This is a genomic window from Amycolatopsis magusensis, from assembly GCF_017875555.1.
Lineage (GTDB): Bacteria > Actinomycetota > Actinomycetes > Mycobacteriales > Pseudonocardiaceae > Amycolatopsis > Amycolatopsis magusensis.
In genome coordinates, this window is record NZ_JAGGMS010000001.1 from 7,398,344 (window position 1) to 7,424,767 (window position 26,424).

20 protein-coding genes are annotated in these 26,424 nt (G+C 71.7%); 7 read left to right on the top strand and 13 right to left on the bottom strand.

Translation table 11 applies throughout. From position 1 onward, the window contains the following. Window positions 1–177: 177 nt before the first annotated feature. A complete protein-coding gene (locus JOM49_RS32840; protein ID WP_282774342.1) occupies window positions 178–1,992 on the top strand; it encodes a diguanylate cyclase domain-containing protein in 1,815 nt (604 codons plus the stop codon). A gap of 74 nt (window positions 1,993–2,066) precedes the next feature. Next, a complete protein-coding gene (locus JOM49_RS32845) occupies window positions 2,067–2,525 on the top strand; it encodes a peroxiredoxin (protein WP_209668051.1) in 459 nt (152 codons plus the stop codon). Window positions 2,526–2,546: 21 nt separating this feature from the next. Here JOM49_RS32845 and JOM49_RS32850 read toward each other — a convergent pair whose 3' ends face one another. From JOM49_RS32850 to JOM49_RS32860, 3 genes are all read right to left on the bottom strand, one after another. Then, complete coding sequence (locus JOM49_RS32850) at window positions 2,547–3,737, bottom strand: LCP family protein (protein ID WP_209668052.1); 1,191 nt, start codon at window positions 3,735–3,737, stop codon at window positions 2,547–2,549. Window positions 3,738–3,850: 113 nt separating this feature from the next. Then, complete coding sequence (locus JOM49_RS32855; protein WP_209668053.1) at window positions 3,851–5,083, bottom strand: SAM-dependent methyltransferase; 1,233 nt, start codon at window positions 5,081–5,083, stop codon at window positions 3,851–3,853. A 22-nt stretch (window positions 5,084–5,105) separates the two neighbouring features. Then, window positions 5,106–5,810: an alpha/beta hydrolase gene (locus JOM49_RS32860; protein WP_308158953.1), complete on the bottom strand. Its 705-nt coding sequence runs from the start codon at window positions 5,808–5,810 to the stop codon at window positions 5,106–5,108. 65 nt (window positions 5,811–5,875) lie between these two features. On the opposite strand from JOM49_RS32860, the gene JOM49_RS32865 reads away from it, so the two are divergent. Continuing rightward, window positions 5,876–6,604 (top strand): sugar isomerase domain-containing protein, encoded by a 729-nt coding sequence (locus tag JOM49_RS32865; RefSeq protein WP_308158954.1) that lies wholly within the window; start codon window positions 5,876–5,878, stop codon window positions 6,602–6,604. 170 nt (window positions 6,605–6,774) lie between these two features. Here the strand turns inward: JOM49_RS32865 and JOM49_RS32870 are convergent, their stop codons facing one another. After that, window positions 6,775–8,640, bottom strand: a complete 1,866-nt coding sequence (locus tag JOM49_RS32870) for an ABC transporter ATP-binding protein (protein ID WP_209668055.1) — start codon at window positions 8,638–8,640, stop codon at window positions 6,775–6,777. A 171-nt stretch (window positions 8,641–8,811) separates the two neighbouring features. Here JOM49_RS32870 and JOM49_RS32875 point away from each other — a divergent pair, with 171 nt between their 5' ends. After that, window positions 8,812–10,080 (top strand): glycosyltransferase 87 family protein, encoded by a 1,269-nt coding sequence (locus tag JOM49_RS32875; RefSeq protein WP_308158955.1) that lies wholly within the window; start codon window positions 8,812–8,814, stop codon window positions 10,078–10,080. On the opposite strand, the gene JOM49_RS32880 is transcribed toward JOM49_RS32875, so the two are convergent. The 4 genes from JOM49_RS32880 to JOM49_RS32895 form a co-directional block, all read right to left on the bottom strand. Continuing rightward, complete coding sequence (locus tag JOM49_RS32880; protein WP_005437638.1) at window positions 10,067–10,276, bottom strand: helix-turn-helix domain-containing protein; 210 nt, start codon at window positions 10,274–10,276, stop codon at window positions 10,067–10,069. The genes JOM49_RS32875 and JOM49_RS32880 overlap by 14 nt on opposite strands. A 200-nt stretch (window positions 10,277–10,476) precedes the next feature. Beyond that, a complete protein-coding gene (locus JOM49_RS32885) occupies window positions 10,477–12,105 on the bottom strand; it encodes an ABC-F family ATP-binding cassette domain-containing protein (RefSeq protein WP_209668057.1) in 1,629 nt (542 codons plus the stop codon). A 228-nt stretch (window positions 12,106–12,333) separates the two neighbouring features. Next, window positions 12,334–15,207, bottom strand: a complete 2,874-nt coding sequence (locus JOM49_RS32890; RefSeq protein ID WP_245369550.1) for a S8 family serine peptidase — start codon at window positions 15,205–15,207, stop codon at window positions 12,334–12,336. Between the two features lie 203 nt (window positions 15,208–15,410). Next, window positions 15,411–16,997 (bottom strand): deoxyguanosinetriphosphate triphosphohydrolase family protein, encoded by a 1,587-nt coding sequence (locus JOM49_RS32895; protein ID WP_209668059.1) that lies wholly within the window; start codon window positions 16,995–16,997, stop codon window positions 15,411–15,413. Between the two features lie 38 nt (window positions 16,998–17,035). On the opposite strand from JOM49_RS32895, the gene JOM49_RS32900 reads away from it, so the two are divergent. Both JOM49_RS32900 and JOM49_RS32905 read left to right on the top strand, forming a co-directional pair. Further along, window positions 17,036–18,163 (top strand): lycopene cyclase family protein, encoded by a 1,128-nt coding sequence (locus JOM49_RS32900; RefSeq protein WP_209668060.1) that lies wholly within the window; start codon window positions 17,036–17,038, stop codon window positions 18,161–18,163. A 71-nt stretch (window positions 18,164–18,234) separates the two neighbouring features. Next, window positions 18,235–19,920, top strand: a complete 1,686-nt coding sequence (locus JOM49_RS32905; RefSeq protein ID WP_308158956.1) for a GGDEF domain-containing protein — start codon at window positions 18,235–18,237, stop codon at window positions 19,918–19,920. Here the strand turns inward: JOM49_RS32905 and JOM49_RS32910 are convergent. Together JOM49_RS32910 and JOM49_RS32915 are read right to left on the bottom strand one after the other, a co-directional pair. Continuing rightward, window positions 19,904–20,602 carry a response regulator transcription factor gene (locus tag JOM49_RS32910; RefSeq protein ID WP_209668061.1) on the bottom strand — a complete coding sequence of 233 codons (699 nt, stop codon included), beginning with the start codon at window positions 20,600–20,602 and terminating at the stop codon, window positions 19,904–19,906. The genes JOM49_RS32905 and JOM49_RS32910 overlap by 17 nt on opposite strands. Continuing rightward, window positions 20,599–21,828 (bottom strand): sensor histidine kinase, encoded by a 1,230-nt coding sequence (locus JOM49_RS32915; protein ID WP_209668062.1) that lies wholly within the window; start codon window positions 21,826–21,828, stop codon window positions 20,599–20,601. The genes JOM49_RS32910 and JOM49_RS32915 overlap by 4 nt, the downstream gene beginning before the upstream one ends. A gap of 108 nt (window positions 21,829–21,936) precedes the next feature. On the opposite strand from JOM49_RS32915, the gene JOM49_RS32920 reads away from it, so the two are divergent. Beyond that, window positions 21,937–23,883 (top strand): ABC1 kinase family protein, encoded by a 1,947-nt coding sequence (locus JOM49_RS32920; RefSeq protein ID WP_209668063.1) that lies wholly within the window; start codon window positions 21,937–21,939, stop codon window positions 23,881–23,883. Between the two features lie 338 nt (window positions 23,884–24,221). Here the strand turns inward: JOM49_RS32920 and JOM49_RS32925 are convergent, their stop codons facing one another. The 3 genes from JOM49_RS32925 to JOM49_RS32935 are packed head-to-tail and all read right to left on the bottom strand — an operon-like array spanning window position 24,222 to window position 26,403. After that, window positions 24,222–24,626, bottom strand: a complete 405-nt coding sequence (locus tag JOM49_RS32925) for a metal-sulfur cluster assembly factor (protein WP_209668064.1) — start codon at window positions 24,624–24,626, stop codon at window positions 24,222–24,224. Beyond that, window positions 24,623–25,117: a Fe-S cluster assembly sulfur transfer protein SufU gene (gene sufU / locus JOM49_RS32930; protein ID WP_209668065.1), complete on the bottom strand. Its 495-nt coding sequence runs from the start codon at window positions 25,115–25,117 to the stop codon at window positions 24,623–24,625. Before sufU ends, JOM49_RS32925 begins: the two co-directional genes overlap by 4 nt. After that, window positions 25,117–26,403, bottom strand: a complete 1,287-nt coding sequence (locus JOM49_RS32935) for a cysteine desulfurase (protein ID WP_209668066.1) — start codon at window positions 26,401–26,403, stop codon at window positions 25,117–25,119. The genes sufU and JOM49_RS32935 overlap by 1 nt, the downstream gene beginning before the upstream one ends. Between the last annotated feature and the right edge of the window lie 21 nt (window positions 26,404–26,424).

Sequence of the window (26,424 nt, forward strand, 5' to 3'; positions counted from 1 at the left end):
TCATCACCCTTTCAGCCGGTAGACACCCTGCTTGTGGCGTGATGACGTGGCATGACTCTCGGCTGAGTCGTGCCCGTGCGGGTTCTGCGATCCCCGCACCGGCACTGAACTCGGCCTTTGCATCACATGAAGAGGTGGACAGTGCCGAGACCTGGTGACGCGCCAGGATTGGTGGAGATCGCCCGCAAATGGGCGGCCGAATTGGCCGACACGGAAGGAGTATCGCTTCCGCCCGAGGAAATCGAGGGAAGCCTGCTCCGGTTCGCCCACGAGCTGCGCGCCGAAACCGATCCCGTCCGCGAGGGCGCCAAGCGCCGCTTCGCCGCGTTGTACTCCGCCTCCCCGCTCGGCATCGCGCTGGCGGACCAGGACGGCGTGATCGTCGAGGCGAACCCGGCGCTGGGCCGCATGCTCGGCCGCCGGTCGGACACGCTGCGCGGCACGCCGATCCCCAGCCTGGCCTCCACCGACAAGGGGTCGGCGACGCTGGCCACCGGCCTGGCCGAACTCGACGGCGCCGATCTTTCCCTGTACCGCCAGCTGATCGTGCTGTCCAACGCCGAGGACGACCCGCTGTGGGTCAACGTCACGCTGTCCCAGCTGCCCTCGGACTGCACCGAGCGGTCCTACCCGGTGCTGATGGTCGAGGACGTCAACGACCTGCACCTGCTGCAGGAGCGGCTGCGCCACCAGACCCTGCACGACTCGCTGACCGGGCTGCCGAACGCGCTGAGCTTCTCCACCAAGCTCGAGTCGGCGGTCGCCGCGGACTCCCCCGGCCAGCTCGCGCTGGTGTACCTGGACATCGACGGCTTCAAGGTGATCAACGACGGCCTCGGCGCCGGGCTGGGCGACCAGGTCCTGCGCACGGTCGGCCGCAAGCTGGGCACGGTCTTCGCCGAGCACAACGCCTTCATCGCGCGGCTCTCCGGTGACGGGTTCGCGGTGCTGCTGCACGGCGAGCTGAACGCCACCGAGGTGATCGCCCTGGTCCAGCAGGTGCTCGACGAGCTGACCGAGCCGGTCTACTACGACGAGCTCGGCATCGGCGTGAGCGCCAGCGCCGGGATCGTGGTCCGCAAGGCCGCCGGCGGCTCGGCCGACGAACTGCTCCGCGCCGCCGAGATCGCCCTGCACCGCGCAAAAGAAGCGGGCAAGGCGCAGTGGATGCTGTTCGACCCGGAACTCGACGCGCGCGACCGCAGCCGCTACCGGCTCGGCGCCACCATCGCCGGCGCGCTGGAGAACGGCGAGTTCTCCCTGGTGTTCCAGCCGACGGTGAAGCTGGCCAAGCAGGACGAGCTGGCCGTGGTCAACGCCGGGCTGCGCTGGAACCACCCGGAGTTCGGCAACCTCGAATCCGAGGACTTCTACCCGCTGGCGGCCACCACCGGCATGATGATCCCGCTCGGCCGCTGGCTGCTCACCGAATCCCTGTCGGCGACCGCGCGCTGGCGCGAGAAGTTCGGCGGCGCCGCGCCCGAGGTGTGCGTGCGGCTGCCCTACCGGCTGGCCACCGACCCGGACCTGGTGCTGCTGGTCAAGGAGGAGCTCGACCGCAACGACCTGCCGGCCGGCGCGCTGCGGCTGTGCACGGACGGGCCGTCGGTGCTCGACCCGAACGGTGAGGTGATCGACTCGCTGGCGGTGCTCGCCGACCTCGGCGCGCACCTGGTGCTGGCCGTGTCCGGCAGCGCCGACCTGGAGCTGATCCGCACCCACCAGCTGCCCGTGCGTCACGTCATCCTTACCGGCGAGGTGGTCGACGCGCTCGCCGTGCACGACGACGAGGTCGCCTCCCGCCACCTCGGCCAGCTGGTCTCCCGCGCGAAGGAGATGGGCCTGCGGATCGGCGCGGAGGGCGTGCGCGACGCCGCCCACGCGGAGCGGCTGCGCAGGCTCGGTGTGCTCGCCGGGCGCGGCCCGTTCATCGCCCAGTCGGCCACCAAGTCGGACGTGGAAGAGCTGATCGACCGGCACGCCGCGAGGTGAGACCAGCCCGCCGTGCGCGCGGCTCCGAACACCAGGCAGGATCGGCCCACGCGCACGGCAGAGGAGTTCTTCACATGCAGCAGGGAGACCTGGCCCCGGACTTCACCCTCGACGACGACCGCGGGCAGCCGCGCTCGCTGTCCGAGCTGCTCGCCGACGGCCCGGTGGTGCTGTTCTTCTACCCGGCCGCGATGACCAGCGGGTGCACCGCCGAGAGCTGCCACTTCCGCGACCTGGCCGCCGAGTTCGCCGCGGTCGGCGCGCAGCGGGTCGGGATCAGCCCGGACGACGTGGCCAAGCAGCAGCTGTTCTCGGCCACGCACGGCTTCGACTACCCGCTGCTGTCGGACCCGGACGGCACGGTGGCCGCGCGGTTCGGCGTGCGCCGCAAGTTCGGCCCGCTGCTGACCAAGCGGCACACCTTCGTCATCGACACCGACCGCCGCGTGCTCGAAGTGATCAAGAGCGAGCTGCGGATGGGTGTGCACGCCGACCGCGCGCTGGCCGCCCTGCGCGCCCGCCGCACCGCCTGAGCGGGCGACGGGCGCCAGCCGCTAGTTGACGATCACGCTGTCCGGGATCGCGGTGTCGTTCTTCAGCGCGTCGAACAGCTGCTCGGACTTCTTCTTGTCCCAGTTCTCCGCCGAGGCCGAGGTGACCGGCACGGTGGTGGTGACCACGCCGCCGCTGGAGATGCCACGCATGGCGATGGCCAGCCCGACCAGGTTGTGCAGGTGGTCGCCCTCGTCCATGGTCAGCGCTTCCGGTGCCTCGGACAGCAGCGGGAACAGGTAGAACGGGTTGAGCAGGGTGGCGGGGCTGGCCATCTCGGAGACCATGGCGCCGATGAACTTGCGCTGGTTGGCCACCCGGTCGAGGTCCGAGCGCGGGGTCGCGCTGCTGTAGCGCATGCGCACGAAGCTCAGCGCCTGCGCGCCGTCGAGTTCCTGGCAGCCCGCGGCCAGCTTGGCGCCGGTCATCGAGTCGTTCATCTCGGTCTCGAGGCACATCTCCACCCCGCCGATGGCGTCGACGATGTTCGCGAACCCGCCGAAGCCGATCTCCGCGTAGTGGTCGATACGCAGGCCGGTGGCGCCTTCCACGGTCTTGGCCAGCAGCTGCGGGCCGCCGAAGGAGAACGCCGCGTTGATCTTGTTGGTGCCGTGGCCGGGGATCTTCACCTGCGAGTCGCGCGGCAGGCTGAGCAGGGTCGGCGGGGTGTCGTTGTCCGGGATGTGCGCGACCATGATGGTGTCGGTGCGCTGCCCGGCGGTGTCACCGGTGGACAGCCGGGCTTCGTCCTCCGGGTCCAGCCCCGCCCGCGAGTCCGAGCCGACGACCAGCCAGTTCGTCCCCTCGGCGGCGGCCGGGCGGCCCTCGTAGTCGGCCAGCGCGTCGATCCGGGTGATGGAGAACTCCAGGTAGACCCACACCCCGGCGAGGAAGACCACGAAGACCATCAACAGGCTGAGCAGCACCTTGCCGAAGCTCCACCGGCGGGGGCGGCGCGGCGGCCGCTCGCGCATCGGCGGGCGCGGCGGTGCCTCCGGCCCGCGTGGCGGGACGGGTGCGCGCAGGGTCTGCTGCGGTGGCATGTGCTGCTCTTCGCGCGGCGGCTGATAGGCCTCGCGCCGGGCCGGCGGCTGCTCCCGGCCCGGGATGGGGAGCATCTGCGCGCGCTGGTGCTGCCGCGGGCCTCGGGGGGCCGGGCGGGGCTCCCCGCCGTAGTCTCCGCCGTAGGTCATCAACCTCACCGATCCCTGCCGTCGACGTGCCTGCGGTGCCCAGTGAACCGCAGCCCCCGAAGACAAGGACGTGCGACACCCCCTTCCGGTTGTGCCCGCCACCCCGACGGGGCCTACCTCCCGAACGACAGCTGGCGGACCTTGATGTACCCGGACCGGAACCCGGCTTCGGAATAGGCCAGGTAGAACTCCCACATCCGCTTGAACACCTCGTCGAAACCGAGTTCGGCGACCTCGGCCCAGCGCTGGGTGAACCGCTCGCGCCACTCGCGCAGGGTGCGCGCGTAGTCCTGGCCGAACTCGCGGGCGGCACGCAGCTTCAGCCCGGCGTGCTCGGCCAGCCCGGCCTCGATCGACTCGGGCGACGGGATCAGCCCGCCGGGGAAGATGTACTTGTGCATCCAGGTGTACGAGGAGGCGGCGGCGAGCATGCGGTCGTGGTCCATGCAGATCGCCTGCAGGCCGAGCCTGCCGTCCGGGCGCAGCCGCCTGCCGATGGTCCCGTAGAAGGCGGGCCAGTACTCGGCGCCGACCGCCTCGATCATCTCGACGCTGACCACCGCGTCGTACTGCCCTTCGGACAGCCGGTAGTCCCGCAGTTGCACGTCCACCCGGTCGGAGAGGCCGGCGTCGGCGATCCGCTTCCTGGCCAGTGCCGCCTGTTCCTCGGAGATGGTCAGCGAGGTGACCCGGGCGCCGCGCTGGGCGGCGCGGATGGACAACTCGCCCCAGCCGGTCCCGATTTCGAGCACCTCACTGCCCTCGCGCACCCCGGCGTAGTCGAGCACGCCGTCGATCTTGCGCCGCTGGGCGGTGGGCAGATCCTCGGTCGGTGAACCGTACAAAGCAGACGAATACGTCATCGTCTCGTCCAAAAAGGTGGCGAACAGGTCGTTGGACAGGTCGTAGTGCCGGTGGATGTTCCGGCGGGCACCGTCCACGGTGTTCGCCTCACCCGCGGGCTGGCGGCGGTCGACGAAGCGCCGGAACCGTTGCAGCACCGGCGGGATCAGCGTGGCCATCCGCTCGGCGAACGGGGTGAGCACCTCGGCCAGCGCGTCGGAGGTCCAGTCCCCCACCAGGTACGCCTCGCCGAAGCCGATCTTCGCGTCCGCCCCGAGCCGCTGGAAGAACGCGGCCGGGCGGCGCAGATACATGCGGGGCGCCTCGGGTCCGCCCGCGCCGAGCCAGCGCCCGCCGGGCAGCACCACGCGCACGTCGAGCGGGCGGACCGCCCGGCGGAACAACGCCTCGGCGATCTTCGCCCGCAGCGGTGCGTCCGGTGGGGCCGCCAGTTCCGGCCACCCGCCGTCCACGGTCGCCGGACCGGCTTTCGAACTCGTCACGGTGAACCTCTCCTCCCGGTGCCTACAGCGGGATTCGCAGCCGTTCCGCGGTTGGCCTGGTCCACGTGCCGGTCAACACGCCGTCCGCCGGTGGCAATCCGAGTGCGTCCAGTGTGAAAGCACAGACCAGCCTGGTCCATACCGGCGAGCGCCGCAGCATCGCGTGTCCCTCGTCCGAGACCTCGAACCGGGCGATTCTGGCCGCGACCGTCTCGGCGCGACTACCGAACGTGCAGGAGTCGGCGGGATTGGTGATGAGGTCCTTTGTGCCGTGCGCGATGAGGACGGTGCGGTCGCGGACCCCGGCCACCGGTTCGCTGGGCGGCGTCCACGGGGCCAGCGCGCAGACGCCGACCACGGCCGGGTCGTCGGCCACGCGCAGTGCCACACGTCCGCCCATCGAGTGACCCACGAGCACCACCGGCACGCCGGGGTGGTCGGCGTGGATGGCGTCGAGCGCCCAGCGGGCGTCGCGCACGGCGTCGAGGCCGGGCGCGTTCCAGCCGCGGACGCGGTTGCGCAGCAGTCGCACCTCGACGCCGTGCCTCGCGGTGGCGCGGTGCACCGACTTCGCGATCGGCACCATCCGGAGGTAGGCCAGCCGCCAGGGGTGCACCGCCGCGCGCCCGCGCTCGGCGCCGCCGTGCAGCACCAGTACCACCGCGCGCACTGGTCCGCGTGCCCGCCGGATCGTGACCGCGGCCTGTCTCTGCTGTTCTTCCCGCACGCCCACCTCCTCCTCCGATCATGGCAAGGTTGCTTCGTAGCCGACCATTCCCACGAAGGGACGATGTGGTGAGCACCACTGAATTCGCCGATCTCGCCGCGGCAGCGCTCGAGCGGGCGCGGAAGGACAACGCCGAGGCCGTCACCGAGGCCGCCGGCCTGATCGTGCGGACCATCCGGGCGGACGCGCTGGTCTTTTCGGCCGGGGCCGGGCACTCGCTGGCCGCGGTGGCGGAGACCTTCTACCGCGCGGGCGGGCTCGCCAACGTCTACCCGCTCTACCACGAGGAACTGCTGCCGCTGCACGGCGCGCAGCGCAGCACCGGCGCCGAGCGGCGCTCGGGCCTGGCCGCCGAGGTGCTCTCGGCGAAGGCGCCGGGTGCCGACGACCTGCTGGTGGTCTTCTCCACCTCCGGGGTGAACCCGTACCCGGTGGAACTGGCGATGGCGGCGCGCGAAGCCGGTGCGCCGGTGATCGCGGTCAGCTCGCGGGCCTCGGTCGAAGCCGCGCCCCGGCGCTCGGCGAGCACGCTGGTCGAACAGGGCACCATCGTGCTGGACACCGGCATCCGCCCCGGCGACGCGTCCTATCCGGCGGACAACCCGGTGACCGGGCCGCTGTCCACTGTGGTCAACGCCTTCCTGTGGAGCCTGGTGCTCACCGCCACCCTGGAGCAGGCCGCCGCCGAGGGCGTCGAGGTCCCGCTGTGGCGCAGCTCCAACGTGGACGGCGGCGACGCCGCCAACGCGGCGCTGTTCGAGCGCTACCAGCCACGGGTCCCCATGCTCGGCTGACCCCGCCGGGCGAACCCCACGTTCGTGCAGCCGAACTTCACATTCGTGACACCTGAACGCTATGAGTGGGGCATTACTTGCAATCCAAGACAGCGCGCAGCTCCGTTGAGGGTGGCGGCGGGCGACGGGAGGGCGCAAGTAATGCCCCACTCCTGGCATTGCGGCGGGCGTCAGACGTGGAGCGGGTCTTCGGCGAACTGGGTGCGGTGCAGTTCGGCGTAGCGGCCGTCCGCGGCGAGCAGTTCTTCGTGCGTACCGCGTTCGACGATGCTGCCGCCTTCCACCACGAGGATCAGGTCGGCCGCGCGCACGGTCGACAGCCGGTGCGCGATGACCAGCGCGGTCCGGCCCCGCAGGGCGTCCGAGATCGCCTCCCCCACCGCTGCCTCCGAGGACGAGTCCAGGTGCGCGGTCGCCTCGTCCAGCACGAGCACCCGCGGCCGGGCCAGCAGCAGGCGCGCGATGGTCAGCCGCTGGCGTTCGCCGCCGGAGAGCCGGTAGCCGCGTTCGCCGACCAGGGTGTCCAGGCCGTCGGGCAGCGCCGCCATGGTGTCGGCGAGCCGCGCCCGGGTGAGCGCGTCCCACAGTTCCTCGTCGGTCGCTTCCGGCCGCGCGTAGAGCAGGTTCGCGCGGATGGTGTCGTGGAACAGGTGCCCGTCCTGGGTGACCACGCCGACCGTGGACCGCAGCGTGGTGAAGCTCAGGTCCCGCACGTCCACATCGGACAGGCGGACCGCACCGGAATCCACGTCGTAGAGCCGCGGCAGCAGCGAGGCGATGGTCGACTTCCCCGCACCCGAGGAACCGACCAGCGCCACCATCTGCCCCGGCTCGGCGCGGAAGCTGATGCCGTGCAGCACCTCGTCCCCACCGCGACCGTCCACAGTGGCCACTTCCTCGAGCGAGGCGAGTGAGTACCGGTCCGCCGCCGGGTAGCCGAAGCGCACGTCGTCGAACTCCACCGCGACCGCGCCTTCGGGCAGCGGCACCGGTTCCGGCTTCTCCTTGATCATCGGGTCCAGGTCGAGCACCTCGAAGATCCGCTCGAACGAGACGAACGCGGTCATCACGTCCACCCGGACGTTCGCCAGCGCGGTCAGCGGCGTGTACAGCCGGGTCAGCAGCAGCGCGAGCGCGACCACCGTGCCCGCGGCCAGTTGCCCGTGCAGCGCCAGCCAGCCGCCCAGCCCGTAGACCAGTGCCAGCGCGAGCGCCGAGACCAATGTCAGGCTGGTCATGAACCAGCGGGTCAGCATCGCGGTGCGCACCCCGATGTCACGGACGCGCCCGGCGCGTGAGGCGAACTCGTCGGCCTCGGCCCGCGGCCTGCCGAACAGCTTGACCAGCGTGGCGCCCGGCGCGGAGAACCGCTCGGTCATCTGCGTGGTCATCGAGGCGTTCAGGCCCGAGGATTCCCGCTGCAGCGCGGCCATCCGGTGCCCCATCCGCCGCGCGGGCAGCACGAAGACCGGCAGCAGCACCAACGCCAGCAGGGTCACCTGCCAGGACAGCGCCACCATCACCACCAGCGTCAGCACCAGCTGGATCGAGTTCGTCAGCAGGCCGGACAGCGTCGCGGTGAAGGTCCGCTGCGCGCCGATCACGTCGTTGTTCAGCCTGCTCACGAGCGCGCCCGTGCGCGTGCGGGTGAAGAACGCCACCGGCATGCGCTGCACGTGCTCGAACACCGCGCGCCGCAGGTCGAAGATCACGCCCTCGCCGATGCGCGAGGACTGCCACCGCTCGGCCAGGCCCAGTCCCGCGTCCAGCACCGCCAGCCCGGCGATCGCCAGTGCCAGCCACACCACCGCCGAAGCCTGCCCGCCGCTGGTGATCACGTCGATCACCTGGCCGGCCAGGAGCGGGGTGCTGACCGCGAGCACCGCGGAGATCACCGTCAGCACGCCGAACACCGCGAGCCTGCGCCAATGCGGCCTGGCGAACCTCGCCACCCGCCGGACGGTGCCCCGTGCCAGCCCGCGTGGCGTCTCGTCCGCCCGCATCGCGCTCATCATCAGCGACCACGTGTTGTCCATCGGACCGATCCTTCCCCCAGAACCTCAAGTAACATAGAGCTTTTTCTCGGATATGTCCTGCACAACGGCGAAATCCAACTCCTTGTTCCCGATCTGGCGGATTTCCCGCCCGATCCCTCGGTAGCCTGCACACCAGAGGAAGATCCCCGTGGCGAAGGTGAGCAGGAACGCGTGGTCCGTCAAGTTCCCGAGGGCCTGCGTCGGCTGTGGTCCACGCACCCCCTGATCCTCGATCTCGCGATCTACTTCGCCTGTGCGGTCTACGCGCTGATCCTGGCCTCTACCAACGAGTTCTACGGCTTCCGCGTCTGGGGCAACTTCGCCACGGCCGCCTACGGACTCGCCTTCGCGCACACCGCCTGGCTGCTCGCGGCCGGGCACCGCGGGACCCGCCGCTGGTGGCACAGCCGGTGGACCGGCGTGGTCTGCGTCGCCGTGGTGGGCATGCTCGCGCCGCTGCTCACCCTGGTGTTCCGCCGGCTGACCGGAGTGGACTGGCTGACCACGCCGTGGTCGTGGAGCGCGCAGCCCGAGGTCTGGGTGATCGAGCGCTCGGCTTCGCTGCTGCTCGACACCGGCACACCGTACGTGGACGTGCACGCGCTCGGCCGCCTGCCCGAGGTCAACGACTACACCCCGTACGGCCCGGTGATGACCGTGTTCGGCCTGCCGCGGGCGTTGTTCGGCGACGGCCCGTTCACCGACGCGCGGCTGTACTTCGCGCTCACCGCGGCCTTGTGCGCGTGGGCGAGCCTGCGGCTGCTCGGCCGCCCCCGGGTGCCGGTCGCCGCGGCGCAGCTGGCCGTGGTCTTCCCGCTCACCGCGCTGACCTTCGCGGTGGCCGGGCCGGACCTGGCGATCATCGGCCTGATCGTGCTCGGCACCACGCTCGCGGCGAAGGACCACCCCCTCGCCGCCGCCGCGGTGCTGGCGCTGGTGGTCAGCGCCAAGCTGACCGCGCTGCCCGCCGCGGTCGTGGTCGCGGTGCTGATCACCGCCAGGCTCGGTGCCCGCGCGCTCGGCACCGCGACCCTCGCCTTCGCCGGGGTGTGCGCCGCGGTCAACGTGCCCGTGCTGCTCGCCGGTCCCGCCGCGTTCCTCGAGCACGTGGTGCGGTTCCCGGCCGGTCTCGGCGCGGTCGCCTCACCGGCGACGAGCCCCTTCCCCGGTTACCTGATCGCGAGCACCGGCGAGACGGGCCACGTGCTCGCGATCGTCCTGCTCCTCGCCGCGGCTCTCGCGCTGAGCTGGTGGCTGCTGCGGCGGCCGCCGGTCACCGGGTCGGACGCGATGTTCCGCATCGCGGTGGGGCTGGGCACCTCGATCCTGCTCACCCCGGCCACCCGGTTCGGCTATCTGGTGTACCCGGTGGCGTTGTTCGGCGCGATGCTGTGTTTTCCGCGGGAAACCCCGGACGAGCGGATTGTTACTTCTTCTTGACCCGGGTGGCCCCACCGCGCCCGCGAAGCTGCACGCCGGATTCCGAAAGCACCCGGTGGACGAATCCGTAGGACCGTCCGGTGGACTCGGCCAGCGCGCGAATGCTCGCGCCCTTCTCGTATTTCTTCTTCAGGTCTGCGGCCAGCTTGTCGCGCGTGTTACCGGTGATCCGCGCGCCCTTCTTCAGGTCAGCCACGTCTCTCCGCCTTCCGCATGAGCGTGTTCTGGGCCACATTCGACCCCTGCCGCCGCAATGATCGAACACTGGGGCGCGGAATGCCAGACGACAGGCGAAAAACCTGCGAAACCGCTATGACATTGGGCCATTCCAGTGTTTGTCCAACATCAACTAACCACTGATCAACGGGCCGGGGGCGGTTTCGGCGGCGAACTACCTCAGGCCAGTTGCACGAGTTCGAGGTAGTCCGGGGACCAATGGTCCTCGGTGCCGTCGGGCAGCAGGATCACGCGTTCGGGTTCGAGCGCCTCGACCGCGCCGGGGTCGTGCGTCACCAGCACCACCGCGCCGGAGTAGGTCCGCAGCGCTTCGAGCACCTGGGCGCGGCTGGCCGGGTCCAGGTTGTTCGTCGGCTCGTCGAGCAGGAGCACGTTGGCGGCGCTGGAAACCAGCCCGGCCAGCGCGAGGCGGGTCTTCTCGCCACCGGACAGCGTGCCCGCCGTCTGGTCGAGCTGCTCGCCGGTGAAGAGGAAGGAGCCGAGCAGGTTCCGCAGTTCCTGCGCGCCGGTGTCCGGCGCGAGGTGGCGGATGTTCTCCCAAACACTCGCGTCGTGGTCGAGGGTTTCGTGTTCCTGGGCGTAGTAGCCCAGCCGCAGGCCGTGCCCGGGGACGGTCTCGCCGGTGTCCGGCTGCTCCATTCCGCCCAGCAGCCGCAGCAGGGTGGTCTTCCCGGCGCCGTTCAAGCCGAGTACCACCACTTTGGACCCGCGGTCGATGGCGAGGTCCACACCGGTGAAGATCTCCAGCGAGCCGTAGGACTTCGACAGCCCCTCCGCGGTGAGCGGGGTGCGCCCGCACGGCGCGGGCGCCGGGAACTTGATGTGCGCGACCTTGTCGGCCTGGCGCGTCTCGTCGAGGTTGGCCAGCATCTGCTCGGCGCGGCGGGCCATGTTCTTCGCGGCCACCGCCTTGGTCGCCTTGGCCCCGAGCTTGGCCGCCTGCTGCTGCAGCGCGGAAGCCTTCTTCTCGGCGTTGGCGCGCTCGCGGCGGCGGCGCTTCTCGTCGGTGGCGCGCGCATCGAGGTAGCGCTGCCAGGTCATGTTGTAGTGGTCGAGCTCGCTGCGCGTGGCGTCGAGGAACCAGACCTTGTTGACCACCTCGGCGAGCAGTTCCACGTCGTGGCTGATCACCACCAGCCCGCCGTCGTGGGCCTTGAGGAAGCCGCGCAGCCAGGTGATCGAGTCGGCGTCGAGGTGGTTGGTCGGCTCGTCCAGCAGCAGGATGGTGTCGGACCGGCCGCTGGCGCCCGCCTCGGAGGCAGCGAACAGGATGCGCGCGAGCTCCACCCGGCGGCGCTGGCCACCCGAAAGCGTGCTCAGGGTCTGCGCCAGGATGCGGTCGGCCAGGCCCAGGTTGGCGCAGATGCGCGCGGCGTCGCTTTCGGCCGCGTACCCGCCGCGGGCGGAGAAGCGCTCCTCCAGCCTGCCGTAGCGGCGGATCGCCTTGTCGCGTGCGTCCTCGTCGACCAGTTCGGACATCGCCGTCTGGGCTTTTTCCATGTCGCGCAGGAGCGCGTCGAGCCCGCGCGCGGAGAGCACGCGGTCCTTGGCGGTGACCGACAGGTCGCCTTCGCGCGGGTCCTGCGGCAGGTAGCCGAGTTCACCGGTGTGGCGGACTTCGCCGGCGTAGGGCTCGCCCTCGCCGGCGAGCACCTTCAGCGTGGTGGTCTTGCCGGCGCCGTTGCGGCCGACGAGGCCGATGCGGTCGCCCTGCTGGATGCGCAGGGCGGTGTCGGCGAGCAGGAGGCGGGAGCCGGCGCGCAGCTCCAGGCCGGAGGCCGTGATCAAGGGAAACTCCGAGGTGAGAGGTGGTGGATTCCAGCGGAATACGGGCAGCGTCGGCAGACGCCCGCGGTGTGCTCACGCGGGCGGCACGCTACTCGAGGAGGATGTCCACCCTCCCAGTGTACGGTCCGCCGTCCACCGGTTTACCCCACCCATGGCGGAGATCACCCGGCCGCCCCCCGCACTGTCCATTCCGGACGGTGCGAGGGGCGGTGGTTCAGCAGGGGTGGATCAGACCGGGCGGACCGGTCCGTTGCGCACTTCCTGGTGCGCCCGCGCGGGCTTGCCCGCCGCGCTCCCGCTGACATAACCGTTGATGTGCAAGGAAACCGCGCTGATGGTGCCGGCGTCACCACCGGCGACGTCGCGCGCGTGGAAGGTCCAGGTACCGTCCACCCGCTCGGCGGCCAGCCCGGACAGCGCCACGGCCGGGCGCCACGACCCGGTGAACGGGGCGTCGGCGAAGGTCACCGAGCTGAACGCCCGTGCCGCGCTGTCGGTGAAGACCACCTGGCACAGGTTGTTGCCCGAACTGCCGTTGCGCTGGAACACCACCGCCTGCGCCCCCGAGGGCGCGGTCAGCGTGCCGACCAGGTCACCGACGTAGGAGTGGCTCAGCCCCACCGCGGTCGAGGTCTGGTCCGTGCTGCAGGTGCTCCCGTCCAGCGAGAACGTCAGCTTCGACGCCCGGCCGACCCCGGCCACCTGGATCGGCACGCTCACGCCGACCTGGTTGTTGTCCGGGATCGCCACCGGCGCCCCGGTGTAGGCGAAGTCGGTGGCCACCGGCGACGGCTTGCCCACCGGCAGCGGGAACCGCACGGTGGTCGGCGAATGCGCCCCCGCGAAGCTCACCTTCACGTCCACCAGCACCGGCTCGCCCAGTTCGTGGGTCGCCGGCACGGTCAGGCCGAACTCGTTGACCCCGGTCTGCTTCGGGCTGATCGTGCCGTAGGACTTCGACCGCGGCGTGATGGTCACGCCGGGCGTCGGCGAGGTCAGCACCACGCTGGTGGACACCGCCGCGCCGTCACCGGTGTTGGTCACCGGCAGGGTGAGCTTGGCGGTCTCGCCCGGGTCGAGGTAGCCGTCCGGCGCGGCCACGGCGGGTGCCTTGGCCACCGCGACCGGCTGCGGGCTGGCACCGGTGTAGGCCAGCACCCGGTCGGCCAGCAGCACGCCCGCGCCGCTGAGCACGTCGGTCCCGGCCAGTTCGATGTCGGCCGCGGTGTTGACCAGTGCCTCGCGCATCTCCTTCGGGTGCAGGTCGGGGTTGCCCGAGAGCACCAGCCCGGCGATCGCCGCGGCGTGCGGGGCCGCCGCCGAGGTGCCGAAGAACGGGTTGAAGTTGGAGATGCTGGTGCTCACGCCGTCGGCCGCGGTCAGGTCCGGCTTCTGGCGCACCTCGCCGCCGCTCGCCGAGACGTTGCCCGGGGTGATCGGAGTGCCGTCCGACTCGTAGAACACCCGGCGCGGGCCGTCCGAGCTGAACCGCTCGACCTGGGTGTTCGGGCCGAACGAGCCGGGGAACGGGCCGGTCGGGTTGGCCGGGTCACCCGGCTCCAGCGGGGAGCCGAACGGCTTGGCCGCCGGGGTCGCCGCCACGCTGAAGGCCTGCCGCGCGGCCGAGTGGCCCACGGTCACACCCGGGGTGGTGTAGGCCTTGAGGCCGTCGGCCGAGTCGGAGAAGCGCCCGCCGAGCCCGGACAGCGACAGGTACCGGTTCTCGCCGGAGTACTTGACCACGGCCAGGCGCAGGCCGGTGCCGCCGAACGTCGGGGTGTCCAGCCGCTCGTACGGGTCCTGGGCGCCGGTCTGGTTGTTCTGGCTCATCGCCACCACCGCGCCGGCGGAGTTGAACAGGTAGAGGTCGTAGTCGTTGGCCGACTTGCCGACCGGGTCCGACCAGAACAGCGTGACCACCACCGACGCCGAGGAGGCGTCGGAGATCGGCTGGAAGATCTGCGTGCCCCCGGCACCGGCGAAGTCGTGCGCCGCGCCGGAGAACTTGCCTGCCTGCAGCCCGGAGTCGGCGAAGTCGCCCTCCCAGTGCGCGGTGGTGCCGTCGCTGGTGTTGCCCTCGTTGCCCGCCGAGGAGAAGTACAGCGCGCCGTCCGTGGTCACCTCGTTCACCGCTTGGGCGATGATCCAGTCCTGGAACGGCGACTCCTTGAAGTACAGGACGTCGTCGACGATGATGTCGCAGCCCGCGTCGAAGCGGAGCTTGCGGATGTTGTCCGCGAACCCGGCGTCGGAGCTGAACGCGGTGGCGAAGCCGAGGTCCGCCCCCGGTGCCACGTCGTGGATGATCTCGAGCATCGCGGTGCCTTCGTCACCGCTGCCCTCCTGGCCCGGCAGCACGTCGATCGACGGCGGCAGCTCGCCCTTGGCCTGGGAGGCGGTCAGTGAGGCGACCCCGTCGGACAGCGCGCAGATCTTCACCCCGGCGCCGCTGATGCCGTACTGCTGGCGGGCGGTGTCGGCGTTGTGCGCGCGGTCGCCCTCGCTGGTGACCGGTCCGGCCTGGATGCCGACCTCGGCCTGCGAAAGCTCGGCCTGCAGCTTCGCGGCGAACTCGTCCTTGCTCTGGACCGGCGCGTCGTCGGACCGCGGGGCCCGGGCTGTGCCGTTCCCGGGGTTGCTGAGCTGGTGCGCGGTGACCGCCTGCACGGCGGGTTCGATCAGCCGCACGTCGGCGCGCTGGGCCAGCGTGGTGACCGCGTCGAGCGGCAGTTCGGCCCGGATGCTGGCCGCCTTCGCCGAGACGGTGCGCAGCTCCGCGCCCACCGCGCTCAGGCCCGCGAGCAGGTCGTCGGTGACCTCGGTGGCGCGGATGTCCACGGTGACCGTGCCGCGCTCGGTGACCTTCGCACCGGTGTCCAAAGCGGACAATTCACCGGCGGGCACGCGCTGGGCGCGCCGCTGCTGCTCGACCAGCAGGTGGCTGTCCACTTTGGTGTCGGCGGGCCCCTGGGCCCGCTTGAGCTCCTGCAGCGCGGCGATCTGCTGGAGCACCTTTTCCTGAACGTCCGCGGCGGGATCCGCCGCCGCGGCCGCCGGGGTGAGCACTCCGGCGGCGACCGCCAGGCAGGCCGCCGTGGCCAACCCTCTTCTTCGCGATCTCCTACCGGGTGACTGAGCTGGACGCACGAGCGCCTCCGGATTCCTGGCGCGTGCCCCGACTCACGCTGGCCGACCGCCGGTGATCACCGGCTGAGGACCACCTAAGTGCAGAGCGCAGGAGTGACGCAGCACCCTTTCGAGTGACCCTCGAAGGTGAATTCCTCACCAGGTAGCGCGGGCTGTTGCTACAGGACGAAGGAATCCGACCACGGCTGCGACGCCCGGCCCGACAACGCGTCCAGCAGGCTCACCGCCTGCTTGTCGGTCAGCGAGGCAACGAAGTCGACCACCGCGCGTCCCCTGGCCAGCCCGCGCACCTCGTCCTGCCCGCGGATCGGCTCACCGGTGGCGCCGACCAGCAGTTCCGGCGTGTCGCGCGCCAGCAGCGAATACTCGCGGTGGGCCAGTTCGACCAGGTCGTGCAGCCGCCGCGGCAGCCGCGAGGCCTCGTCGCGGTCGACCAGCCAGGCGTCCAGCGCGTCGACCAAAGTGGACACCAGGCTCGCCTGGCCGCGCTGGTGCAGCGCCAGGTCCGGGCGCAGCAGGACGAACCGCCGGTGCACGAACTTGAGCACCTGCACCTCGTGCCACTGCGCCGGCCGCAGCATCACGTGCCCCGACCGCGTGGACGGCGACGGGGTCAGCGACACGCCGTCGACCAGGCGCGCGGTCCAGCGCGCGGAGAACGCGGCGGTCGCCTGCTCGGCCTCGATGGACCCGTCGAAGGCACCCGCGAGCAGGTCGTCGACCAGTTCGCCGCGCACCCGCGCCACCGCCATGGCGAACGCCTCGTCGTCGACGATCCAGCGGTCCTTGGCGTGCATGCGCCGCCGCAGGCGTTCCAGCGAGTAGCCCGGTTTCCGCCGTTCGGCGGCCAGCGTGCCCGCGTCCAGTTCGGACAACTCGGCCATGTGCGCGGACCACTGCCCCAGCTCGGCGGCCACCGAAGCGTGCTGCAGCACGCCGATGCGGTGGAAGTCCTGCAGGTCGTGGATGGCGTAGGCGATGTCGTCGGCGGTGTCCATCACCGACGCCTCGACCGTCTGCTGCCAGTGCTCCAGCCTGCCGCTGAACGGCGCCCGCGCTTGGGCGAAGTCGTCCAGTTCGGTGCAGTAGGCGGAGAACTTGCTCGCCCCGGTGCCCGGCGAGGACTCCGGTTCGGCGGCACCACGCGGCGGCACGCGCATGGCGGAGGGGTGCGGATCGGGCACGTGCAACCGGGCCCACGGGTACTTCAGCACGGCCGCGCGCACCGCGGCGGTGAGGTCGAGGCCGATCGCGGCGGGGCCGCGGACGTCGGTGGTGGTCAGGATGCGGAAGGTCTGCGCGTTGCCCTCGAACCCGTCCGCCAGCCCGTACCGGTGGCGGGCGAGCCGGTCGAGCACCTGCTCGCCGAGGTGCCCGAACGGCGGGTGCCCGAGGTCGTGCGCCAGCGCGGCCGCCTCGGCGACGTCGGGATCGCAGCCACCCAGCTTCTCGGCGAGTTCGGCGGTGTCCGGTGAGCCCGCCAGCCGCTCGGCGATCGCCCTGGCCACCTGCGCCACCTTGAGGCTGTGCGTGAGCCGGTTGTGCAGCAGACCGGCGCCACCGGCGCTGACCACCTGGGTGACCCCGCCGAGGCGGGCGAAGAACGGCGAGGCGGCGATCCGGTCGCGGTCGATCCGGAACGGGCTGCTCGCCAGGTCGGCCGCCGAGGACCGCGCCGCCCGCGCGTCCTGCCGATCGTGGTCGCGGCGGCGTGCTCGCGGGTCTTCGGCGGAGTTCGTCGGCACGCACCCCACCCTAACGGCGCCTGTGGTGGGATTCGCGAATGGACACGGTGATCGCCGGGGCGGGCCCGGCAGGCTGGGCACTGGCCGGGGCCTGCGCCCGCGCCGGGCTGCGGACGGTGCTGATCGACCCGGCACCACGGCGCCCGTGGACGCCGACCTACGGCCTCTGGCGCGACGAGGTGCCCGGCCTGCCCGATGCGGCCGTCGCCGCCGCGCCGCACACCGTGCTGGTCACGGCCCTCACCACGCACGCGATCGACCGCGAGTACGTCGTGCTCGACAACGCCGGGCTGCGTGCCTGGCTGGCCGATCCGGGCGTCGAGACGATCACCGGGCGCGTGACCGAGGTGGTCCGTGGTGCTCGTGGCGCGACGGTCACCCTCGGCGACGGCAGGCGGCTGGCCTGCGCGGTGGCCGTCGACGCCACCGGCGCCCGGCGCGCGCTGTCCGGCGGCCCGGCGCGGCGGCCCGCGGAACAGACCGCGTTCGGGCTCGCGCTGCCCGAAGACCTGGCCGAGCGGGTGACCGGCCACTCCCCCGGCACGGCCGTGTTCATGGACTGGCGGCCCGCGCCGGATCAGGGCGACGAGGAAGCGCCGACTTTCCTCTATTCGCTGCCGCTCGGCGACGGCCGGACACTCGTCGAGGAGACCTGTCTGGCGCGCGAACCCGGGCTGGCGCAAGGCATTCTTTCCACCCGACTGCGTTCGCGCCTGGCCGCCGCCGGAATCGCCGAACCACCCGATCCCGAACGCGTGCGCATTCCGCTGGATCTGCCGATCCCGCGCACGCTCGCCTTCGGTGTCGCGGGCGGCTTCGTGCACCCGGCGACCGGCTACAGCGTCGGCACTTCGCTGCGACTCGCCGGTCCGGTGACCCAGGCCATCGCGACCGCCGGGAATCCCGCCGCCGCCGATCGCGCCGCACGGCGGGTGGTGGCCTCGGGTCGGGCGCGCCAGGTGCACGCCCTGCGCAAGTTCGGCCTGCGCGTGCTGACCGGCCTGCCGCCCGCGCAGGTGCCGGAGTTCTTCGAAATGTTCTTCGAGCTCGACCCGGCGTCACAGCGGGCCTACCTGTCCGGGCGTGAGGACCTGGCCGGGATGAGCACCGCCATGATGAGCCTTTTCCGGCGGGCACCCTGGCGGATCCGCGCCCGGATGGTCTAATTTCGCGACCAGCCGGTGAACTTCTGCTTACAGACCACCCGAAGTCGCCGCGGGGTGGGCACCATGCGGTCGTGGGTCCGTCCCAGATCGCCGTCAGCTTCGCCTTCCAGCCGCTGTACAGCCTGCACACCGGCGGTGCCGTGGCGATGGAAGCACTCGCGCGCGCCGGGCACGGGGAGCACTCGGTGGCCAGGCTGCTCGACGAAGCCGCCCGCGCGGGCAGGCTCGCCGAGACCGACGTGGCGCTGGCCGCGCACGCCGTCCGCCAGGAGGCCGGTGGGCAGGCGCTGCTGCCGCTGCACCTGAACCTGACCGCCGCTTCGGTCGCCGAGGGCGCCGCGCGGTTCACCCCGCTGTTCGACGTGCTGGACGAGGTCGGCAGGCGGCCGCGTGAGGTGGTGCTGGAGATCGGCCCGCCGTTCGGCCGCGTGCGCCCGGCGGACCTGCTCGACAGCATGGCCGCGCTGACCGACCTCGGCTTCCGGCTGGCGCTGGACGCGCTCGGCCGCGGCGACCTGCCGCTGGCGCTGCTGGCCGCCGCGCCGGCGAGCACGCTCAAGGTGGACGGCACGCTCACCACCCGCGCCCCCGGCGACCCGGCCTCGGCGGCGATCTTCGAGGCCCTGCTGCACTTCGCGTCCCGCACCGGCGCCCGGCTGGTGGCCACCGGCGTGGAGAACCCCGCGCACCTGGAGGTGGTGCGCGGGCTCGGCATCCGGGTGGCGCAGGGGCCGCTGTTCACCGGGCACGACAGCCTGCTCGAGGGCATGACCTTGCCGTTGCCGGTGACCACCGAGCAGGTCACCCGGTCGGCCGCGCCCCGGGTCAAGGACTTCCTCAAGCCGGCCACCACCCTGCCCGCCTCGGCCACCTGCGAAGAGGTCCGGGAGGCGCTGGCCGCCGCAGAACGGGTCACCGGCATCGTCGGGGTGGACGACCGCGAGCGTCCACTGTGGTCGGTCGACCGGGCGCGGTTCCTGCTCGCCTTCACCGGCCCGTACGGGCACGCCTTGCACGCCAAGCGGTCCGCCGGCCGCCTGGCGGACACCCCGCACACCATCGACGCCGAGGCCTCGGCGCTGGACCTGCTCGACGTGGTGGCCGACGCCGACTGGGACCGCACCGGCGACGACGTGGTGGTGGTCGACCGGCGCGGCCGGTGCCTCGGCGTGGTGCTGGTGACCGAGGTGGTGCGCGGGGTGGCGGAGGCGAAGGTCGAGGAGGCCACCGCGCTCAGCCCGCTGACCCGGCTGCCCGGCTCCGACACCGTGGCCAGGGACATCGACCGCCGGATCGCCGCCCGCGAGCCGTTCGTCACCGCCTGGCTGGACGTGGACTCGTTCAAGGCGGTCAACGACAACGTGGGCTTCGCCGCGGGCGACGACCTCATCCGCGAACTCGGCCGCGCGCTGACCGAGGTGGCCGCGCGGCTGCCCAAGGTGACCCTGAGCCACGTCGGCGGCGACGACTTCCTGGTCGCCTGCGACGTGGACGAGATCGCCACCCTGGCCGCCGCGATGGTGGACGCCTCGTGGTCGGCCGACGGCCGCCCGGTGTCAGTGTCGCTGGCCACGCTGGTCTGCACGACCGCTTCGGTGGGTTCCTACCGCGAGGTGTCGAAACTGCTGGCACCACTGAAGAAACGGGCCAAGGAGGTGCCCGGGTCGAGCTGGGTCCTCGGCCGCCCCGGCTCCGACCGCGTCGAAGTCCTGCGCGGCCGGGGCGGGCGGGAAGTGCGCCTCAGCCCACCGGCTTGATGAAGCCGGATTCGTAGGCCCTGATCACCGCCTGCGTGCGGTCCCGGGCACCCAATTTCGCCAGCAGGTTGCCGACGTGGGTCTTCACCGTCTGCACTCCCAGGAAGAGTTCACCGGCGATCTCCACATTGGACAGTCCTTTGGCGACCAGGCGGAGCACCTCGGACTCGCGTTCGGTGAGCCCGACCCCGGCGAGCCGGTCCTGCCCGCCGACGTCGCCGTGGGTGGCGGCGAGGCGGCGGATGGCGGCCGGGAAGAGCAACGAGTCGCCCGCCGAAACCGTGCGTACCGCGGAGACGATCTCCTCCGGCCGGGCGCGTTTGAGCAGGAACCCGCTCGCGCCCGCACGCAGCGCCTCGTAGACGTAGTCGTCGTTCTCGAAGGTGGTCACCACCACGACCTTCGGCGGATTGTCCATAGTGGACATCAGGTGCCCGGTGGCGCGGATGCCGTCCACCGCGGGCATCCGCACGTCCATCAGCACCACGTCCGGCCGCAGCCTGCTGACCAGTCCGGGGACCTCGGCGCCGTCGCCGGCCTCCCCCACCACGGTCAGCCCCGGCTCGGACTCGATGATCGCCCGCAGCCCCGCCCTGATCAGCTGCTCGTCGTCGACCAGCAGCACGCCGATGCGCTGGGCCGTCCCCTCGGGGGACGACCCCCGGACCCCCGGACCGCTCATGTCCCGCTACCCCACGGCAATCCCACCACGACCTCCCAGTGTTCTCCGTTGCGCCCGGCGCTGAACTCGCCACGCAGGACCTCGACCCGTTCCGCCATGCCGCGGACCCCGCGCCCGCCGGTGCCGCGCGAGGCCACCGGCGCCCCGGCGGGGTTGCGCACCAGCAGGTCCAGCCGTTCTCCGCCGATCGCCACGTGCACGCCGACCGGGACCTTACCCGCGTGCCGCAGCACGTTGGTCAGGCATTCCTGCAGGATCCGGTACGCCTCGCGGGACACCACGGCGGGCACTTCGGCCGGTTCCCCGGTGACCTCCGCGGTCACCGGCACGCCCGCCAGCCGGGTCGCCTCCAGCAGGCCGGGCAGCTCGGTCAGCCCCGCCTGTGGTGCCTTGCCCGCCTTTTCCTCGCGCAGCAGGCCCAGCACGTGGTCCAGGTCCTCCAGCGCGGAACGGGCGGAGTCCTCGATGGCCTCCAGCGCGCGCTCGGTGAAATCGGGGTCGCGGCGCAGCGTCCGCCGCGCGGCTCCGGCCTGGATGGTCACCACGCTCAGCGCGTGTCCCACGGAATCGTGCAGTTCCCTGGCGAGCCGGTTGCGCTCGGCGAGTTGCTCGGTGCGCTTCTCCAGCTGGGCGATGCGGTCCGCCGCCGAGATGCCGAGCAGTACCGCCGCCGCCCGGCTGAGCAGGGCACCGGCCGCCGACACCGCGTAGACGAGCCCGATCACCGACAGCAGGAACAGCGCCGGGATCCACACCCCGGCCCAGCCGCGCGGCACCGGGATGCCCTCCTCGGTGGCGATCGCGATCCGCCCGGTGAACGGCCCGGCCAGCGACAACCCGAAGAGCACCGGCAGGACCAGGCTCAGGAAGCTGAAGACGCTCCCGCTGACCACGTGCAGCAGGAACATCGCGCTCGAACGCAGCCGCACCGGCCAGTTCTCCGCGCGGCCGAAGCTCGCGCCCGGCGCCGGGTCGTCGAGCAGCTCGCGCACGGCGGTGCCCTCCAGCACGCGGACCGCGGGCAGGAACGAGGTGCTGGCCATGACCAGGAGCGCCGCCAGCCCGCCGACCAGTGCCGCCATGCCGACGGTGGCCGCGAACGGGCTCACCGACGGGATCGCGATCGAGGCGAAGATCAGGTAGGGCACCGAAAGCGCGCCGCCGAGGATCAGGTAGGCCCAGCGGCGGTAGGTCGACCGGTCGACCACCGGGTTCAGCACGCGCACGCCCCGATCGTAGGCGGGTGCGCGCGAGCCGGGGTTCCCTCTTCGGAGGGAGGGCGACCCCGCGCGAGGTGGACCCTTCCGGCCCTTCTCGACTGCTCTACTGCGTGAGTGTCCTCTTTGCTCTTCGGTCTGCTCAGTCTCCCGTTCTACGTGGTGTTCCTGTGGCCGCTGGTGGCCGCGTCACGCCGGGTGCTCGGCGTGCGCATCGGCACCGTCCGCGCGCTCGCCGGCGCTCTGCTCGGCTGGCTGGTGGTCACCGGGGTGTTCACCCTGCTGCCCCCGGTGAACCCGGCCAGCCCGGCCGCGTTCGCCGGCCTGCTCGTGCCGATCGCCGGCGCCGCCTTCGTCACCACGCTGGTCTTCCTGTTCGTCGCCGAACTCGCGCTGCCGACCGGCGGTGGCCTCGGCCTGCTCGGCCGGATCCGGGCGGCAAGGGCGAAAGCCGGCCGTGGGCGCCGGTACTCGCAGATCACCCGGATCGCGGTCAAGCACGGGCTCGGCCCGTACCTGACCGGGCGCCGCGACCCCGACGGCAGCCGGGAAGCCGCGCTGGCCCGGTCCCTGCGCAAGGCGCTCGAAGAGGCCGGGGTCACCTTCGTCAAGCTCGGGCAGGTGCTGTCCACCCGGCCCGACCTGCTGTCCCAGCCGTTCCTCGACGAGCTGAGCCGGCTGCAGGACGGGGTCGCGCTGGCCCCCGCCGGGCTGATCGAGCAGGTGCTCGAGGACGAACTGGGCGCGCCGCCCGCCGAGGTGTTCGCCGAGTTCGACCCGGAGCCGATCGCCGCGGCGTCGATCGCGCAGGTCTACCGCGCGAAGCTGCGCACGGGTGAGCAGGTGGTGGTCAAGGTGCAGCGGCCCGACGTCCGCCGCGTGGTCGAGCGGGACCTCGACATCGTGCACCGGGTGGCGCGTTCGCTGGAACTGCGCACGCGGTGGGCGCGCTCGCTCGGCGTCGCCGAACTCGCCGAAGGCTTCGCCGTCGCACTGGTCGAGGAGCTGGATTTCCGGGTGGAGGCGCGGAACCTGGCCTCGGTGCGGGCCGCGCGGCCGGACGACTCGGTGGCGCTGCCGACCGTCCACGAAGGACTGTCCACCGAACGCGTGCTGGTGATGAGCAGGCTCGAGGGCGCGCCGCTGAACTCGGCCGAGGTGCGTGCCGACCGGCGGCCCGCGCTGGCGCGCTCGCTGCTGGACTGCCTGCTGCACCAGGTGATGCTGCACGGGGTGTTCCACGCGGACCCGCACCCTGGCAACGTGCTGGTGCTCGCCGACGGGCGGCTCGGCCTGCTCGACTTCGGTTCGGTCGGCAGGCTCGACGCGAGCCTGCGCGGCGGGCTGCAGAACCTGCTCGCCGCGATCGACCGCGGTGACCCGGCGGCGCTGCGCGACGGCCTGCTGGAGATCGTCGACCGGCCGGACGACATCGACGAGCGACGGCTCGAACGCGCGCTGGGTGCCTTGGTGGCCAAGCACTTCAGCCACCGGCAGGCGCCGGACCTGGACCTGTTCACCGACCTGTTCAAGGTGATCTCCGGGTTCCGCCTGTCGGTGCCGCCACCGATCGCTGCGGTGTTCCGCGCGCTGGCCACCATGGAGGGCACGCTGGGGCTGCTCTCGCCCGGGTTCGACGTGATGACCGAGTCGCGCTCGTTCGCCATGGCCAAGGTGGGCGAGAAGCTGCGCCCGGACTCGCTGCGCCAGGCCGCCACCGACGAGCTGATGTCGCTGCTGCCGGTGGTGCGCCGGTTGCCGCGGCGGCTGGACCGGATCAGTTCCGCGCTGGAGCAGGGCAGGCTGTCGGTCAACGTGCGGTTGTTCGCCGACGAACGCGACCGCCAGGTGATCACCGGGTGGCTGCACGAGATCCTGCTCGCCGCGACCGGCCTGGCCACCGGGATCATGGCGGTGCTGCTGCTCGGCAGCGCGAGCGGGCCGCGGGTGCTGCCGGACGTCTCGCTGAACCAGCTGTTCGGCTACCACCTGCTGGTGGTCAGCCTGCTGGTCGGCCTGCGGCTGCTGTTCGTGGTGTTCCGGACGCAGCGACAGCTCAGGTGAGCGCCTCGAACAACCCGGCAGCCGGGCCGTCGAGTCCGCCGGAGTGGACCACCTCGACGCAGTGCACCAGCTGATGTCACGAATGTGGCTTTCGAGACGTTGGATGTCTCGAAAGCCACATTCGTGACATCGGCTTCGCCGTTCCGCCCCCGGATGCTCGAGCATTGCGCTCACCCGCGCGTTGGCCTTACTCGCGTGAACGTGGGACTCGGGCACGCGAGTGTGGGGTTCGGCTGCACGAGCGCAGGACTCGGGTGCCTGAGTGTGGGACTCGCCTACGCGAACGTGGGGTTCGGGGAGCGAGGGTGGGCACCCTCGCGGGGAGGGTGCCCGGGGAGCTACATGGTGAAGCCCAGGGCTCGTAGTTGGTCCCGGCCGTCTTCGGTGATTTTTTCCGGGCCCCACGGGGGCATCCAGACCCAGTTGATCCGGAAGTCCGAGACCAGGCCGGCGCCGCCGGTGAGGACGGAGGCGGTCTGGTCCTCGATCACGTCGGTCAGCGGGCACGCCGCCGAGGTCAGCGTCATGTCGATGGTGGCGGTGTTGTCCGGCTCCACGTGGATGCCGTACACCAGGCCGAGGTCGACCACGTTGATGCCCAGTTCGGGGTCGACCACGTCGCGCATGGCCTCCTCGAGGTCCTCCACCTTGGCGAGGTCGGCGGCCGGTGCCTGCTGCTCCGGCAGGTCGGCGGCGGTGCGGCCCTCGCGGTGGGCGGGCGCGTCGGTTTCGGTCTCGCTCATTTCACCTCTCCGTTCGAACCGTTCGAACCGTTCGATCCACTCGATGCGCTCGGACCGTCACCCCCGGTACGGGCGACCGCGTCCTTGAACGCCATCCACCCCAGCAGCGCGCACTTCACGCGCGCCGGGTACTTCGCGACCCCCGCGAAGGCGATGCCGTCCTCGAGCACGTCCTCGTCCGGTTCCACCTGGCCCCGGCCCTGCATCAGCTCGACGAACGCGTCCAGCGTCCGCATCGCCTCATCCACGGTGTGCCCGACCACCAGGTCGGTCAGCACCGAGGTCGACGCCTGGCTGATCGAACAGCCCTGCCCCTCGTAGGAGATGTCGGCGACGGTGCCGTCGTCGAGCTTCACCCGCAGCGTCACCTCGTCGCCGCAGGTGGGGTTCACCTGGAACGACTCGGCGTCGAACGGCTCCCGCAGGCCGCGGCCGTGCGGGTTCTTGTAGTGATCCAGGATGATCTCCTGGTACATGCTCTGCAGCTGCATCAAGCCACCCCGAAGAAGCGCTGCGCCTCGCGCACACCGCGCACCAGTTCGTCCACTTCGGACAGTTCGTTGTACAGGTAGAACGACGCGCGCACGGTGGCGGGCACCCCCATCCGGCGGTGCAGCGGCCACGCGCAGTGGTGCCCGACGCGCACCGCGATCCCGAGGCTGTCCAGCACCTGCCCGGCGTCGTGCGGGTGCACCCCGTCGATCACGAAGGACACCGCGCCCCCGCGGTCGGCCAGGTCCGTCGGCCCGATGATCCGGACGCCGGCGATCTCGCCGAGCCCGGCGATCGCGGCTTCGGTGAGCCGGTGCTCGTGCGCGGAGATCGCGTCCATCCCGGCCGCGGACAGGTAGTCCACCGCGGCACCGAGGCCGACCGCCTGCGAGGTCATCGGCGAACCCGCCTCGAACCGCTGCGGCGGCGGCGCGAAGGTCGAGCCCTCCATCCGCACCAGCTCGATCATCGACCCACCGGTGATGAACGGCGGCATCGCCTCGAGCAGCTCCCGACGGCCGTAGAGCACGCCGATCCCGGACGGACCGAGCATCTTGTGCCCGGAGAAGGTGGCGAAGTCGACGCCGAGGGCGGCCAGGTCCACCGGCGCGTGCGGCACCGACTGGCAGGCGTCGAGCAGGGTGAGCGCGCCCACCTGCTTCGCCCTGGCCACCAGCGGCGCCACCGGGTTGACCGTGCCGAGCACGTTCGACTGGTGGGTGAACGCCACGAGCTTCGTCCGCTCGGTGATCAGCGAGTCCACGTCGGACAGGTCGAGCCTGCCCTCGTCGGTCACGCCGAACCAGCGCAGCTTCGCCCCGGTCCGCTGGGCGAGCTGCTGCCACGGCACCAGGTTCGCGTGGTGCTCCATCTCGGTGATGACGATCTCGTCGCCCTCGCCGATGGTGAACCGGGCGGCCTCGGCACCGGCGGTCGCGGCGTTGCTCATCGCGTAGGCGACCAGGTTGAAGCCCTCGGTGGCGTTCTTGGTGAAGACCAGCTCACCCGGGGTGGCGCCGACGAACTCCGCGATGCGCGCGCGGGCGTCCTCGTAGGCGTCGGTCGCCTCCTCGGCGAGCTGGTGCGCACCGCGGTGCACCGCGGCGTTGGCCGTCTCGAGGAACCGGCGCTCGGCGTCGAGCACCTGCGCCGGACGTTGTGCGGTGGCCCCGGAATCCAAGTACACCAAGGGTTTCCCGTCCCGGACGGTACGGGACAGGATGGGGAAGTCGGCGCGCAGCGCGGCGACGTCCAAGGGCACAGAGTCGGCGGCGGTGGTGGTCAAGGCCGGCTCCTCTCGGTCGTG